Source organism: Cupriavidus sp. NPDC089707 (assembly GCF_044748965.1).
Taxonomy (GTDB): domain Bacteria; phylum Pseudomonadota; class Gammaproteobacteria; order Burkholderiales; family Burkholderiaceae; genus Cupriavidus.
This window is the reverse complement of sequence record NZ_JBIVHB010000029.1, coordinates 13912-27490: the sequence shown is the minus strand read 5'-3', so window position 1 is coordinate 27490 and position 13579 is coordinate 13912. Positions and strand designations below refer to the sequence as shown.

Sequence of the window (13579 nt, the reverse complement as noted above, 5' to 3'; positions counted from 1 at the left end):
CAATGTCAGGCTGTGCGGCTTACGCCGGTCGGGCCAGTGTAGCTGCAAAAGCACTGCGGGCTCCACATTACGCCAGTGTTCTAAAGAAGATTCAGCAGCGAATAAAAAAAGCGGAAACGTCACCCTCTTGCCAAAAGGGAACGTTTCCGCTTCGCGTTGTAGGAGAGGCACTGGCGCGGCCGCACGGCAAGTCGTCCGCGCTTCACTTCGGCGTGCCGCTTATCTCGCTTCGCCCGCTTACTCGCAGGTGTTGTCTGCCCGGCAAACGCCGTGCACCACCATCTCTCCCATCAGGTCCAGCGCTGCCTGGTCGGCTATGGCCTCGCGCATGGCGTCCAGTGCTGCATCGTGCGGGTCGCCGGGATTGCCGGCCGCGAGCGGCGTGTCATGCCAGCGGCCGGGCACGGCGGCGGGATCGATATCGACCCCGGCGCCGGCGGCCAGCGCGTCCAGCACCGCCTGCTCGGCCGCGGCGACGGCATCGGCGTTCAGGCGCGCCGCATGTTCCGGGCCGAAGCTGTCGAAGGCTCGCGCCGGCGGCCCGTCCAGCAGCTTCCACAAGGCCAGTTCGGTCAGCGGCGTGCAGTTGACGGTGCGCCCCGCCAGCAGCAGGCCGTGCAGCTGCTGCCGGTTAGGCTCGCCCTGCGCAAGGCCACCGTCGCACCGCACCATCACCGCGCCGTCCGTCACGCCGCCCACGCGGAAGGCACCGCTGGCGTCGGTTGTCGCCTGGCGCACCTGGCCTTGCGTATCGCGCAGCTGCACGGATGCGCCCGCCAGCGCGGCACCGACCGCGGCGGTGCCGCTGATGTCGCGCGATTCGTCACCCCCGCATGCCGCCAGGGCCGCCACCGCGCATGCGAGCACGAGGTGGCGCCAGTTTCCGGGTTGCTTGCCCATGATGTCGTCCTCAGGGCGCCAGCGCGGCCAGGTCGCGGTGCGAGCGGTTGAACAGGCCGCGCACCAGCGGCGTCGGGCGGAAATCCACGTCGAGCGGCGAGATGGTGATGTACTTGGCCACGAAGGCCGGCGTCTCGGCGGTGCGAGCGAGCGACTTCAACTCGGTTTCCGCTGCGCCTGCTTCGATCGACACCGTGTTGTCGGCATTGCGTTTGTATGCGGTGGTGAACGAATCCACGGTGCCCGGCACGGTCAGGCGTACGCCGGCGGGGGCCTGTCCGCCGGCGACGATCGGGTAATTGATGCTGAGCGGATGCGCCACGGGCAGCAGTGGCTGGCCCGCGCGACGCGTGGCTTCCAGGCTGCCGATCACGCGGGCCAGGAAGGCTCCGGCCTTGGGGAAGGTGGCAAGCGTCGCGGGAAAGCCGCTGCGCGCTTCGGCAAAGTCGACGCCGACGCTCAAGGCGATGGCCGGAACGCCGCGCCGGGCGGCGAACAGGACGTTCATCACCGTCCCCGAGTGCGGGATCGAGTCCGACAGGTTCTCGCCGAAGTTGGCGCCGGAGACGACGAGGTCGGGCGTGAAGCCGTTTTCCGGGCCGACGATCTTCAGGCCCATGGCGGTGGCATCGACCGGCGAGCCGCTGCCGATGTAGTCGGCGTTGGTGGCATTGAGCGCGCCGCCGGCCACGTAGGTGGGCTTGACCCGATGCACGCAGTACGTGTCGGCGCCGCCGGCCAGCGGTTCCACGACCAGCCGCGTACGCCCGTCGGGCACCGCGTAGGCGGCACCGGAGCCGCTCTGGTTGCTGGCCGGGCCAACCGTGATGACGCGGTGTCCCGCATCCTGCAGGGCCTTGCGCACGGCGGTGATGCCGGGCGCGGCGCAGCCATCGTCATTGGTCAGCAGCACATTGAGCGCATGGGCGGGGGTGGCTGCCGCCGCCAGGGCCGCGGCAACGAGACTCAGCCGCAAAGGGGCAGTAAGTCTAAGCATGGAACCAGTCTCCTCTTTCTGATTGGTATGGAAAGCGCTGCATGGCCGCGGCGCCAGGTAAAAAAGTCAGCAGAAAACGGCGCTGCAGCCGCCGATGCCGGCGATGTGCATGGACAGCCGGTCGCCGGCCTCGACCGGGATGAGCGCCGCGAGCGAGCCCGACAGGATGGTCTCGCCGGCCAGCAGCGGGATGCCGAAGCTGCCCAGCGTGTTCGCCAGCCAGGCCACCGCATCGGCGGGATGGCCGAGCGCGGCGCTGCCCAGTCCCGTGGCCACGCACTCGCCGTTTTTCTCAAGCGTCATGGCACAGGCGGCCAGGTCGAGATCGCGTGGACTGACACGCTCGTCGCCGATTACGTAGACGCCGCATGAAGCGTTGTCGGCGACGGTGTCCTCGATGCGGATGCGCCAGTCACGGATGCGCGAGTCGACGATCTCGAAGCACGCCGCCACTGACTCGGTCGCGTCGAGCACGTCCTCGCGCGTCACGCCCGGTCCGCGCAGGTCGCGCCGCAGGAAGTAGGCGATCTCGCCCTCGGCGCGCGGCTGGATCAGCGTGTTGGTCGGAATGGGCTGGCCAGCGGCGTAGTGCATGCTCTGCAGCAGGATGCCGAAGTCCGGCTGGTGCACGTCCAGCATCTCCTGCACGGGCTTGCTGGTCACGCCGATCTTCTTGCCGGCGACGCGGTCGCCCGCGGCGAGCCGGTGGGCGATGAAGCCTTGCTGGATGCGATAGGCGTCGTTGACGTCGAGATTGAGCCCACGGCCGCTCAGTGGCGGCACCGGTGAGCGCGTGACGAGCGCGCGGTGGAGTTCGTGGCTGAGCGTGGCGATCTGGTCGGCGTGCATGGCAGGGAACAGGGTTGCGCTGCCGCGGCTAGTGCGGCGGCAGCTCGGGACGAAGCGGGCGTCAGAACGAATACTTGGCGTTGAAGGCCACGTAGTCGCGGTCGGCCAGCGGACGGTTGGTAATGCTCGGCCCGCCGATAAACGCGGCGTAGGTCAGGTTGAGCTCCAGGTTGTTCAGGTACTTGAAGGTCAGCCCCACGCTGGCGCGCCGGTCGCCATAGCCCATCAGCGTGCCGAAGGCGCCGGCCACGGCCGAGCGGCCGCTGAACTGGTGCGCATAGGTGAGGGGCACGGTCAGGTCCCAGCCGTCGAACACGTTGTTGTAGGTCAGCGACCAGCCCAGCTGGAACGCCGCCGAGTTGCGCGTGTTGGTCAGCTGGCTGAAGCCCATCACCGGATCGACGCTCAGCACATGCAGGTAGGCGATTTCACCGAGCAGCGACTGCGAGTTGGCGAGGAAGGTCGGCCCCACCGAGTAGATCGCGGACAGTTGTCCCTGCAGTGCCTTGCCGCGAGAGGCGGTGGGCGAGCCGGCCACGTCCACCAGCATCGGAATGCCGTCCTTGTAGCTGACTTCGCCGGCGACATTGGCGCCGAGCACCTGCGTGGAAAAGCTGGCGCCGGTCAGGTTGATGCCGCCGAAGAACTTCTGCTGGTACTGCATCGAGGGGAAGAGCGAGGTCACGACGCTCGGGTTCTTGTCGTGGTACCGCAACTGATAGAGCCCGATCTCGGTGCCTTCGAATATGCGCCAACGCGCGCCCACGCCCCACTGTCCCCAGTCGGACGGGCGGATGTCCGGCCCGCGCGGGATGCGGAAGCCGGGCCCGATGATGAACTCCGCACCCGGGCCGACCAGGTCGCTGGTGCTGAAGTAGCTGCCCGGCGCCGACAGCTGGTTCGGCTTGAAGGTGAACTGGTAATAGCCCATCAGGCTGAACGACGGCGTGACCTGCAGCTGCAGCGATGCCTGCGGCACCGGCAGCAGGATGTCCTTGACCTCGGCGCCCGGCACGAACGCCTTGGTGGCATCCGCGGGCCCCTGCGCGCCGGCGATGTTTGCAAAGAACAGGCTCTCGCCCCATGCCACCACCTGGCTGCCCAGCTTGAAGCTCAGCTGGGTGCCGCCGACCGGCGTGGTGCCGTAGACATAGGCATCGAGCAGCTGGGCGCGATGCTCGTGGTAGTCCTGCGCCGATTCCGTGAACTGGTTGAACGGGCCGCTGTGGTTGACCGTGAACGGCGCGTTGTTCGAGTTGGTGCCACGGTAGGCCCAGTCGTAGAAGACGCTGCCGCGCACCAGCGCGCCGAAAGCGCCGTGGCGCAGGTGGGCTTCGCCCAGCAGCGACACGCGGTTGGCAATTATGTCGCCGGGCTTGAAGTTGCGGTCGCCGTCGTCGCCGTTGATATTCGCCGGGCTCAGCAGCGTGTCGCTGCGATGGCCGGTTCGCACCGCAGCGCCGTACGACGCGGTGACGCTGTAATCGAGCGTAGTGTCGCGGCCAAACTCGATCGTGTCGCCGGCCCGTGCGGCAGGCGCCAGCAGCGTGGCCAGCGCTGCCAGCGCGGCCGCTACGGCGATCGGCCGCAGCCGGCTGCGGCGCTTCACTGGGCCGCGTGGTGGTTGGTGCATGGTGGTCTCCCCTTGGTTTCCGTGGTGGTTCATGGCCTGGCACTTCGAATGGCGCGCATCTGGCCGCAAGCGTAGAGAGCGGGAGACCTGCACAAATCGGCAGAACGGACTAGGCGGTTTCCCTACGCGGTGCGGTTGAGCGAGGCCGCGTCGAGAAAGGCCGGGCGTTCGCCGCCGCCATCGATAACGAGGTTGGCGCCGGACACGTACGACGCCTGCGGCGAAGCCAGGAACAGGCAGGCGCTGGCGATGTCATCGGGCTGTGCCAGGCGGCCCAGCGGGACCGTCGCCGCCATCGCGCGCAGTGCCTCGGGATCGCCGTAGTGCTGGTCGCGCGAGGTGTCGGTCAGCACCATGCCCGGACTGACCGCGGCAACGCGCACGCGCGGCGCCCATTCCACCGCGAGCGTGCGCACCGCGTTGAGGATGCCGGCCTTGGCGGCGCCATAGGCCGCGGTGCCGGGCGAGGGCCGCAGCGCGCTGACACTGCCCACAAACAGTTGCGTGCCGCCGCCGGGCTGCTGCTGCATGCGGGCGTTGACGCGCTGCGCCAGCTGCAGCGGTGCCACCAGGTTCAGCCGGATCACCGACTCCAGCAGGCGTGGCGAGGCATCGGCGACCAGCGCGTACGGCGAGCCGCCGGCGTTGTGGATCACGACGTCGAGCGTGGGGCTGGCCTGTGCAATCTCGGCAAGCATGGCATCGGCCTGCTCGGCGTCGCGGATGTCCGCGGCGATGAACCGGGCGCTGCGCCCGTTTGCGCACGGCAGCTCGCCGTCATGCGCGGGCGCGGTGCGTCCGCAGACGAAGACCTGCGCGCCGGCGCGCAGGAAGGCCTCGCTGATGGCGCGGCCGATGCCGCGCATGCCGCCGGTCACCAGCACGGCCTGGCCGGTGTAGTCGAATCCTGTCATGGGGTTCCCCTGTGCATGGAGGGCCCATCGTAGGAGAAGTGGCCGGATCGCTCGTAGTCCGAATGAACGATGCCCGGCATGCCGGCGCTGCGCAATATCGCTGGCAAATATCGCTGGAAATTCCACGGGAGACGCCCTCATGTCCGCTACGCCGCAGCAAACGCCTTCATCCCTGCATCCGAACCTGCCGGTCGGGCGCTTCGTCACCACTTCCGGGGGCCTGCGGCTGCACTGCCTGGACGCCGGCAGTGGCGAACCCGTGGTCTTTATCCATGGCAGCGGGCCGGGCGCGAGCGGGCACAGCAACTTCCGCTTCAACGTGCCGGCCTTCGCGGCGGCGGGCTTCCGTACCGTGGTGGTCGACCTGCCGGGGTATGGCTTGTCGTCCAAGCCGGACGACGTCGAATACACGCTGGAGTTCTTCGTCGCCGCGCTGCGCGAGCAGCTGGTGGCACTGGCGCTGCCGCGCTGCGTGCTGGTCGGCAATTCGCTTGGGGGCGCAATCGCGCTGCAGTACGCGCTGGACTATCCCGACCATGTGAGCCGGCTGGTGATGATGGCGCCGGGCGGCGTGGAAGAGCGCGAGACCTACTTCCAGATGGAAGGCATCCAGCGCATGGTGTCGCTGTTTACCGGCGGGCACATGAACCCGGAAACCATGCGCCAGCTGCTGCAGTTGCTGGTGCATGACGCCAGCCTGGTCACCGACGCGCTGGTGGACGAGCGCATGGCGGTGTGCCGCGAGCAGCCGCGCGAGGTGCTGGCCACCATGAAGGTGCCCAACCTGACCGCGCGTCTTGGCGAGATCGGCTGCCCGGTGCTCGGCTTCTGGGGCACGGAAGACCAGTTCAATCCTGCTTCAGGCGCGATGAAGTTTCTCGGCGGCTGCGCCGATGCCCGCTTTGTCATGATCAACCGCTGCGGGCACTGGGTGATGGTCGAACACGCCGCGTATTTCAATCGTGAATGTCTCGCTTTCCTTGCCGATACGCTGGCGGATACCGCGCAGGCCGTCGCGGCATAATTGGCGCCCATACCCCTACCACGACATCCGAGGAGACATCATGGAATACCCGTATAGCCTGTTCGACCTGCGCGGCAAGGTAGCCGCCATCACCGGCGCCGCGCGCGGCATCGGCGCGGAAACCGCCCGCGTGCTGGCGGCGGCAGGCGCGAAAGTGGCCGTGCTCGATGTGCTTGAAGCGGACGGCAAGGCCACCGCCGAGGCCATCCGCGACGCAGGCGGCGAGGCCGCGTTCTGGCAGCTCGACGTCACCAGCGAAAGCGACGTGGCGCGCGTGCTGGATGCGGTCGCGGCGCGCTTTGGCGGGTTGGACATCCTCATCAACAACGCCGGCATCGAAGGCCCGAACGAGCCGACCCACCAGGTGACGCTGGAGCAATGGCAGAAGGTGATGGCGGTGAACGTGACCGGCACCTTCCTGTGCACCAAGCATGCCATCGCGCACATGGAGCGCGCCGGCAGTGGGGCGATCGTCAACGTGTCGTCGATGTACGGTATTGCGGCGGGACCGGACGTGCCGCCTTACCACGCCTCGAAGGCCGCGGTGCGGATGATGGCCAAGACCGATGCCATGCTCTATGCCGCCAAGGGGATTCGCGCCAACTCTATCCATCCCGGCTATATCCGCACGCCGATGCTTGAACACGTGGCCCAGGCCTCGGGGCAGGGCGAGGCGCTGTTCGACTATCTCGGCGGCCTGACGCCGATCGGCAAGGTCGGGCAGCCGCGCGACATCGCGGCGGGCATCCTGTACCTGGTCTCCGATGCCGGACGCTATGTGACCGGCGCCGAGCTGGTGATCGACGGCGGCTACACCGCACGCTGACGGGACAGAGAGATGGACAGGGAGAAGACGATGCCCGATAGCGCCGCGATGAAAGCCACGCTGCTTGCCTATGTCGAACGCTTCAATGCCGGCGACGCCGAAGGTGTCGCCGCGCTCTACGCGGACGATGCCACGGTGGAAGATCCGGTCGGCGCGCAGCCGCTTGCCGGCAAGCCGGCCATCCTTGCCTTCTACCAGCACGCCACCGCGCTTGGCGCGCGCCTGGAGGTGGTGGCGCCGCCGCGCGGTTCGCACGGCAACGCCGCCGCGCTGACCTTTGCGGTGCATGCGCGGCTGGAAGGACGGGCGGCACGGATCGACGTGACCGACATCATGACGTTCGCCGCGGACGGGCGCTTCCAGAGCATGCGCGCCCACTGGGGGCCGGACGACGTGCACTTCATCTAAGACCGCCAACTGCAGCGATGGTCCGGCGTAGCCGCGACGATGCTGATGCCACGCGCGCGCGCATCCTTGCCAGTGCGCAGCAGCTGATGCGCCAGCGGGGCGTGCATTGCGTCACGCTGGACGATGTGGCCCGCGCGATCGGCATGACGCGCGGCGCGGTGTATGCCCACTTCCGCTCCCGCGCCGCCTTGATGGGTGCGCTGCTGTCTTGTGCCGAAGCAGACCTTGCAGACCGGCTCGCACCGCTGGACCGGCACCACGCCGGCGCGGCCACGGACGTGCTGGAGCCGGCGCTTGCCGCATTGCTCGATGGCGACGGCATGGCACGCCATGTCAGCCTGCTGGCGTTCCTGCTGCAGCACAAGTGCGGCACGGCCTGCGAGCTGTGTCCGCTGCGCGTGCGCGTGTTGCGGGGTATCGATACCTTGCGCAACACGCTGGCGGTACGGATGACGGAGCCAGGACAGGCTGGCCTGCTGGTCGCGCACCTGTGGGGCCTGTTGAGCGCCCACGCGCTGCAGCTGGCGCCCGCCGGCTTGTCCGGGTGCGCGGCATCGCTGGCACGGCTGTATGCCGCGCCTGGTATGCAACGCGATGCATACCAGGATGGCGCCGGTGGTCCGGCGTTTCCTCGGGATACCCCTTAGTCTGCTCGGACGAAGAGGCGGCGGCGGGCGCCGCCTACGATGCTGTCAAAGGACCCGGAAAGGGTGCGGAGGAGACAGCGATGAAGCGGCTCGGATTTCGTTGGGCGGCCGGCCTGGCCGCGGTAGGGGCCGGCCTGGGGGTGGCCTGGGTGCTGGCGGGCGGGAATGGGGTCGCCGTGGCGTACGGCGGTCACGATGAAGTCCGTGCTGCCGGCACGGCTGCGGACGGGTGTGATGCTGCCTGCGTGCGTAACCGCGGCGTTGCAGCCATGGTGGTACTTAGCCAGCGCCCGCCGCAGTGATGGCAGCGGGGATGTCGTCCTCGCTATAGGTCAGTGCCGGTCAGCGTTGGTCAGCGCTGACGCGTGCAGCGCTTCAGCGCGCGCCTTGACATCTCTTGCCACCTGGTCGAAGCCCTGTTTTACCCAGGCGCCGTGCTCGCGCATGATGGTTTCGGCGTTCAGGCCCAGGAACAGGTCGGTGGTGAAGTAGCGGGTGCGGCCGGGGGCGATCGCTTCGATGTACTGGTCGCGGCGGGCGGCGTCCTTGTTTTCGTCCGTGGGGCGTTGCTCCCACGACAGCAGGCGTTCTGGCTCCCACGCCACGAGGTACTCATTGACGGGGATGATCTGGTCGGTGCCTGGGATGCGGACTTGCATGTGGACCATGTCGCCCAGCCTGGCTGTTGTTTCCAGGCCGGGGCAGAAGGTGTTCCATTCGGCATAGCGCGGGAAGTCGGTCAGGACTTCCCATACCAGGGAGGCGGGCGCTTCGATTTCAACGGTGATCGAGGTGACCAGGTTTTCGGGCTTCGCCATGGTGGTGTCTCCTTTCAGTTCTTCGGTTGGAAGGACAACACTAGGTCTCGATGATGGGGGTGCGCATACCCTGAACGGACGAGTCTGGGTGGACGAAGACGAGGTGGTGTTGCTGCGGGATATTGGGGTTCTGCTCCGCGAGTCTCCAACTGCTGTGAGCTTGGTGCCGGCCTGGGGGTGATGGTCGGCATTTTTTTTGTTGGTCAGCGCTGCGGCCTGGCATTTGCCAGATGTTTGATGCGGCCGCTTCTGCGCTAACGTGAAATGGCGCGGAGCAGCGAAATCTCGCACCATGTGATCCTCTGCGCTCCCGCCGTGGTCATCTCCTATCATGGTTGTGCCTTGCCTCGAAATGGGCAGGGCCGACAGGAGCCACCGCTAACCGCGTGAGCCATTGCCGTTGGCGTCTCCAGCCTGCGATGGTCCTTCCTTTGGCGATCCGGCGAGCCGCGCTACACCCGCGTCGCCGGCATGCATGTTAGGAGAAAGCCATGGGCGAAACCCAGCAACAAACTTTCCACGCGCTGAACCAGCTGATCGCGGCTGGCAAGGACAGCGAACTGGCCTGCATGAGTGGTGCCAGCGATGTGAATGATGTGCAACTGCGCGAAATTCTGACCAGCACGGCGGCGTCGTGTCGCACGTCGGTGACGGAGCTGCAGTCCATGGTCAGCGCCATGGGCGGCCAGCCTGCTGCCCGCGGCAGCATGCAAGGGACGCTGCTACGTGGCTGGATGGCATTGCGCCACATGCTGCAGCCGGGCAACGACGACGCCATACTGGGCATCTGCGAGCACGAGGAAGAAGCCGCCAGGCGCGAGTATCAGTCCGCCCTGACGAAGTCGCTGCCACCGGAGGCCAACGCCGTGCTGCAGCGCCAGTATGACGACCTGATGCGGCATCACGGGCGGCTTCATGCCATGCGGGGCATGCAGATCCATTGACGACCGGGGCGTATCCGGGCGGCGCACTTCGTCCACTGGTACAACCATGTGCATCGGCAGCAGCATCCGCCAAGTGAGCCCGGCACAGCGCTTCTGTGTGACACGAAGCTCGGCCCGCCCCGCCCCGCCGCCTATGCCGCCTTGAGCTCGTCGAAAGCCTCGAGAGCGCGCAGGGAATAGACATAAGCGGCGCCGGCATTCATCGCGATCGCGACCCCCAGCGCATCCGCCAATTCCTCCTTGGTCGCGCCCGCCCTGGCGGCTGCGGCAGCGTGCGAGGCGATGCAGCCATCGCAACGTGTGGTCATGTCTGGTCGACGATGCGGGCAAGACCATGGACGACATCGTGGCGCAGGTCAAGCGCGTCTCCGATCTGATTGCAGAGATCAGCGCCGCCACCGCGGAGCAAAGCAGCGGCATCACGCAGGTGGGCGGCGCCGTCAATGGGCTGGACCACATCACGCAGCAGAATGCCGCATTGGTCGAACAGAGCGCGGCGGCGGCGGAGAGCCTGCGTCCGAAAGCTGAGCTTCGATGACGCTGTGTCGGAACATCAAACCTGATTTCTCGCCTACTCTGACAGAGCTGGCAGCTTGCAGGCGCCCTCTTGGAGGGTTCTCGATAGCCGGCTGCCGCGCAATCCACGGAACCGCCGGCCGGCAAGCATTTCACGCCAGGTCCGGTGGTTGTGGTCCGGGGGGAGTATGGTGAGCCCTGCGGATCGAAATTCCAGTCTTGCTGTCAAGCCAACAACATGCTGGCCGCTTCTGGTCGAAATGGTTCAGAGGGCATCGACCGAACCCTGCTGTATTTCGGTTGGCTGACCCTGTTCATCTCTCTGGCAACACCGGCCGGTTACCTGGTCGATATACAGACCTCGTACCTGCTCAAGAACCAGTTGCATGCGACGGCGACGGAGATCTCGACATTCCGGCTGGTGACGGGCATACCCGTGTACCTTGCGTTCGTTTTTGGCCTCGCGCGCGACCAATGGAACCCGCTCGGATTGCGGGATCGCGGCTTCTTCCTGATTTTTGCTCCGGCAACCGCGGTGGCATTCATCTGGGTGGCGTTTTCAGGTTTCTCATACGCGGGACTGGTCGTCGGGATACTGCTGGCAATGGTGTCGTCCCGGTTTATCGCCGCAGCCTATCAGGGGTTGATCGCGCTGGTGGGACAGGAGAAGCTCATGTCCGGGCGCCTGAGCGCCCTGTTGAACGTGGTCGGCTCCGTCCCGGTCGTTGCGGGAGCGTTCGCTTCCGGGTACATCTCCGATCATCTTGCCGCGAGAGAGGCCTTTCTCCTTGTGGCGCTGGCCGCTTTATCGATTGCTGTTCTGGGGCTCTGGAAGCCCGTATCGGTATTCGGCCATCTCTATGAGAAGCCGCGAGCCAGGGGCGCAGATTTCGTTGGGAATGTCAGGCGGCTGGTGAAGCATAAGGCCGTTTATCCAGCGATTCTCATTTGCTTTCTGTGGAATTTTGCGCCGGGGTCCGCCACGCCGCTGCAGTTCTATCTGACCGATGTGCTGCATGCATCGGATTCCATCTACTCGTACTACAACGGGATCTTTGCCGCCGCATTCATCCCGACATTCCTGCTCTATGGCCTTCTGTGCAAGAAGGTGGCACTGAACAAGTTGCTGTGGTGGGGAACGATCATCGCCGTGCCGCAGATGATTCCGCTGGCATTCATTCACTCGGCCAATGTCGCGCTGGTATTGGCAATACCGATAGGGCTGATGGGCGGTCTAGCCACGGCAGCCTACCTCGATCTCGCGATGCGATCCTGTCCGCCAGGCTTGCAGGGAACCTTGATGATGCTGGTTGATGGCGTTCTCGCGCTCTCGGCACGGGCTGGCGATCTCCTGGGCTCGTGGATCTACAACAGCAGCCCGGCGTACGGCTTCACGTATTGCGTGATCGCGACAACCGTGGTGTACGCGTTGATCCTGGCTTTGATCCCGCTGACGCCGAGATCATTGATTGCTACGAGGGACGGCGAACCAAATCCGGAGGTCGAGGCCGAGGTGCTGAACGAGGTCCGGAGAACTGAGCGTACGTAGTGTCCCGGCAGGCGCTGCGGGCCTCGCACCGTTGCTCAGCGACCGAATGAAGCCGGAACAACGCCGCGCCGTCGGCTGGACGCTGCTCGCCGCAGGGGGCATCACCACAGTGCCGTTGGTCGCGCAAGTGTTGGGAAAAGCTCAGGCATACAAGAGCCCCGACGAGAGGCGGGTCCGGTCCTGGCCCGAACCCAGCCTTCGAATCATCGCCTTTGCGAGGGCCCGATTCACCCCATGCCCGCAACGCTCGACAGCAACATCTTCACCAACACCGCCTGCCGCGTTGCCCCGGTCTTGGCAAAGATTCCCCGCAGGTGCGCGCGTACCGTGTTCTTCTTCACGCCCAGCCTCACGGCCGCTTCGTCCAGCGTCAGGCCATCGACCATCAGCAAAGCCAGCTCGATCTCTGTCGGCGTCAGGTGGAACAGCTTGCGCAGGCTGGCATGCGTGTTGCGCGGCGACCCGGCCGGGTCGCGAATGAACACCGCGACCGCGGGGCGGCGTGCCTTGTCTTCGGTGCGGTAGCTGAGGGGAATCGGCCGCACCAGCACGCTCAGCGGCGTGGCCGCCGCGGGGCGGCTGAGCAGCGTGACGTCGCTGCGCGATGCGGCCAGTGCGTGGGCCTGCGCGGCGTCTTCGAGGATCTTGCGGAACCGGCGGTTTTCCACCGGGCAGTGCGCGTGCAGCGTGCTGTCGGACAGGTAGAGTCCATCTCGCGCGCGCAGCAGGCGCGCAGCAATGTCGTTGCTGCGGATGGCCTTGCCGTGCTCGTCGAGGATGATGGTCCCGACCAGCAGCCGGTCTACGGCTTCCGCGTACAGCGCCCGTTCGGATTGCAGCAAGTCTAGCGCCGCGTGCAGGTCGACCGCGCGCTTCAGGTGCGGAAGCAGGCATTGCAGCAACGCCTTCTCCGTGGCGCCGAAATCATGGCCTGGCTGGCCGCGGCTGATGAACAGGGCGCATTCCACGCCGTCGGCGGTGACCAGGTTGGCGGCGAGGATATAGCGCAGGTGCAGCGGTGCCAGGTACTGGGTATAGAACGGGTGGGCCAGCCATCCGGCTTCGCCGAACAGTTCATCGGCGCTGAAGAGGCGGTCGGGATGCAGGTCGAGGAAGGGGCACAGCGCGTAGTACTGCTCGCTGTACGAGGGCTCGCCCGGCAGGTGCGGGCCGTAGGCGGAGGCGTTGACGATCAGGCCCGGGCGCTCGGTGGCGGGGTGGCGCAGCACCAGCGTGACGAAGACGGCGTCAAGGCGCTGGCGCACGGCTTCCAGGAAGCCGGCCCAGGGCACGGCTTCGGTGGGACCCTGGTAGAGCTGGGCGAGCAGGGCGCTGAGTTCGGCGGCCGGCAACGGATATGGCAGCATGGTCGAGGCGTTTCGGTTGATGGCCGGTGTGCTCCCCTCTCCCGCGCGCGGGAGAGGGGCTGGGGGAGAGGGCCAGCGTAGGCAATCCTGGCGACCTGCACTTCATCGAGGCTCCGGCCCTCTCCCCAACCCTCTCCCGCAAGCGGGAGAGGGGGCACGCAACTGGCCATGCAAGCTCTTTGGCCCC

At 66.6% G+C, this 13579-nt stretch carries 14 protein-coding genes and 2 pseudogenes; 8 read left to right on the top strand and 8 right to left on the bottom strand.

Annotated elements, in window-relative coordinates; genetic code table 11:
• Window positions 1-237: 237 nt before the first annotated feature.
• The 5 genes from ACIP1U_RS29055 to ACIP1U_RS29035 form a co-directional block, all read right to left on the bottom strand.
• Window positions 238-900, bottom strand: coding sequence for a hypothetical protein (locus tag ACIP1U_RS29055; protein ID WP_400322489.1), 663 nt, complete (start codon window positions 898-900; stop codon window positions 238-240).
• Window positions 901-910: 10 nt separating this feature from the next.
• Window positions 911-1897, bottom strand: coding sequence for a 5'/3'-nucleotidase SurE (gene surE, locus ACIP1U_RS29050; RefSeq protein ID WP_400322487.1), 987 nt, complete (start codon window positions 1895-1897; stop codon window positions 911-913).
• Between the two features lie 66 nt (window positions 1898-1963).
• Window positions 1964-2746 carry a 2-oxopent-4-enoate hydratase gene (gene dmpE, locus ACIP1U_RS29045; protein ID WP_400322485.1) on the bottom strand — a complete coding sequence of 261 codons (783 nt, stop codon included), beginning with the start codon at window positions 2744-2746 and terminating at the stop codon, window positions 1964-1966.
• Window positions 2747-2807: 61 nt separating this feature from the next.
• Entirely contained in the window at window positions 2808-4379 is a 1572-nt protein-coding gene (locus tag ACIP1U_RS29040) for a DUF1302 domain-containing protein (protein WP_400322483.1), read from the bottom strand.
• 122 nt (window positions 4380-4501) lie between these two features.
• The gene (locus tag ACIP1U_RS29035) at window positions 4502-5293 is read right to left on the bottom strand and encodes an SDR family oxidoreductase (protein WP_400322481.1); all 792 of its coding nucleotides are present in this window, start codon (window positions 5291-5293) and stop codon (window positions 4502-4504) included.
• Window positions 5294-5432: 139 nt separating this feature from the next.
• Between ACIP1U_RS29035 and ACIP1U_RS29030 the strand changes: the two genes are divergently transcribed.
• From ACIP1U_RS29030 to ACIP1U_RS29010, 5 genes are all read left to right on the top strand, one after another.
• A complete protein-coding gene (locus ACIP1U_RS29030; protein ID WP_400322480.1) occupies window positions 5433-6317 on the top strand; it encodes an alpha/beta fold hydrolase in 885 nt (294 codons plus the stop codon).
• A 40-nt stretch (window positions 6318-6357) separates the two neighbouring features.
• Window positions 6358-7143 (top strand): SDR family NAD(P)-dependent oxidoreductase, encoded by a 786-nt coding sequence (locus ACIP1U_RS29025; protein ID WP_400322478.1) that lies wholly within the window; start codon window positions 6358-6360, stop codon window positions 7141-7143.
• A gap of 30 nt (window positions 7144-7173) precedes the next feature.
• Complete coding sequence (locus ACIP1U_RS29020) at window positions 7174-7551, top strand: nuclear transport factor 2 family protein (RefSeq protein WP_400322476.1); 378 nt, start codon at window positions 7174-7176, stop codon at window positions 7549-7551.
• Between the two features lie 17 nt (window positions 7552-7568).
• Window positions 7569-8198: a TetR family transcriptional regulator gene (locus ACIP1U_RS29015; RefSeq protein WP_400322475.1), complete on the top strand. Its 630-nt coding sequence runs from the start codon at window positions 7569-7571 to the stop codon at window positions 8196-8198.
• An 80-nt stretch (window positions 8199-8278) separates the two neighbouring features.
• Window positions 8279-8500 carry a hypothetical protein gene (locus ACIP1U_RS29010; RefSeq protein ID WP_400322473.1) on the top strand — a complete coding sequence of 74 codons (222 nt, stop codon included), beginning with the start codon at window positions 8279-8281 and terminating at the stop codon, window positions 8498-8500.
• A 30-nt stretch (window positions 8501-8530) separates the two neighbouring features.
• Here the strand turns inward: ACIP1U_RS29010 and ACIP1U_RS29005 are convergent, their stop codons facing one another.
• A complete protein-coding gene (locus ACIP1U_RS29005; protein ID WP_400322471.1) occupies window positions 8531-9016 on the bottom strand; it encodes an SRPBCC domain-containing protein in 486 nt (161 codons plus the stop codon).
• A gap of 491 nt (window positions 9017-9507) precedes the next feature.
• Between ACIP1U_RS29005 and ACIP1U_RS29000 the strand changes: the two genes are divergently transcribed.
• Complete coding sequence (locus ACIP1U_RS29000) at window positions 9508-9960, top strand: PA2169 family four-helix-bundle protein (protein ID WP_400322469.1); 453 nt, start codon at window positions 9508-9510, stop codon at window positions 9958-9960.
• A gap of 131 nt (window positions 9961-10091) precedes the next feature.
• On the opposite strand, the pseudogene ACIP1U_RS28995 reads toward ACIP1U_RS29000, so the two are convergent.
• A pseudogene (locus ACIP1U_RS28995) lies at window positions 10092-10268 on the bottom strand (carboxymuconolactone decarboxylase family protein); the annotation flags it as partial.
• Window positions 10269-10273: 5 nt separating this feature from the next.
• On the opposite strand from ACIP1U_RS28995, the pseudogene ACIP1U_RS28990 reads away from it, so the two are divergent.
• Window positions 10274-10498: pseudogene (locus tag ACIP1U_RS28990) on the top strand (methyl-accepting chemotaxis protein); the annotation flags it as partial.
• 216 nt (window positions 10499-10714) lie between these two features.
• On the top strand, window positions 10715-12025 hold the full coding sequence (locus ACIP1U_RS28985; protein WP_400322467.1) for an MFS transporter: 1311 nt from the start codon (window positions 10715-10717) through the stop codon (window positions 12023-12025).
• A 227-nt stretch (window positions 12026-12252) separates the two neighbouring features.
• Here the strand turns inward: ACIP1U_RS28985 and ACIP1U_RS28980 are convergent, their stop codons facing one another.
• Window positions 12253-13392 carry a helix-turn-helix transcriptional regulator gene (locus ACIP1U_RS28980; RefSeq protein ID WP_400322465.1) on the bottom strand — a complete coding sequence of 380 codons (1140 nt, stop codon included), beginning with the start codon at window positions 13390-13392 and terminating at the stop codon, window positions 12253-12255.
• Window positions 13393-13579 lie beyond the last annotated feature (187 nt).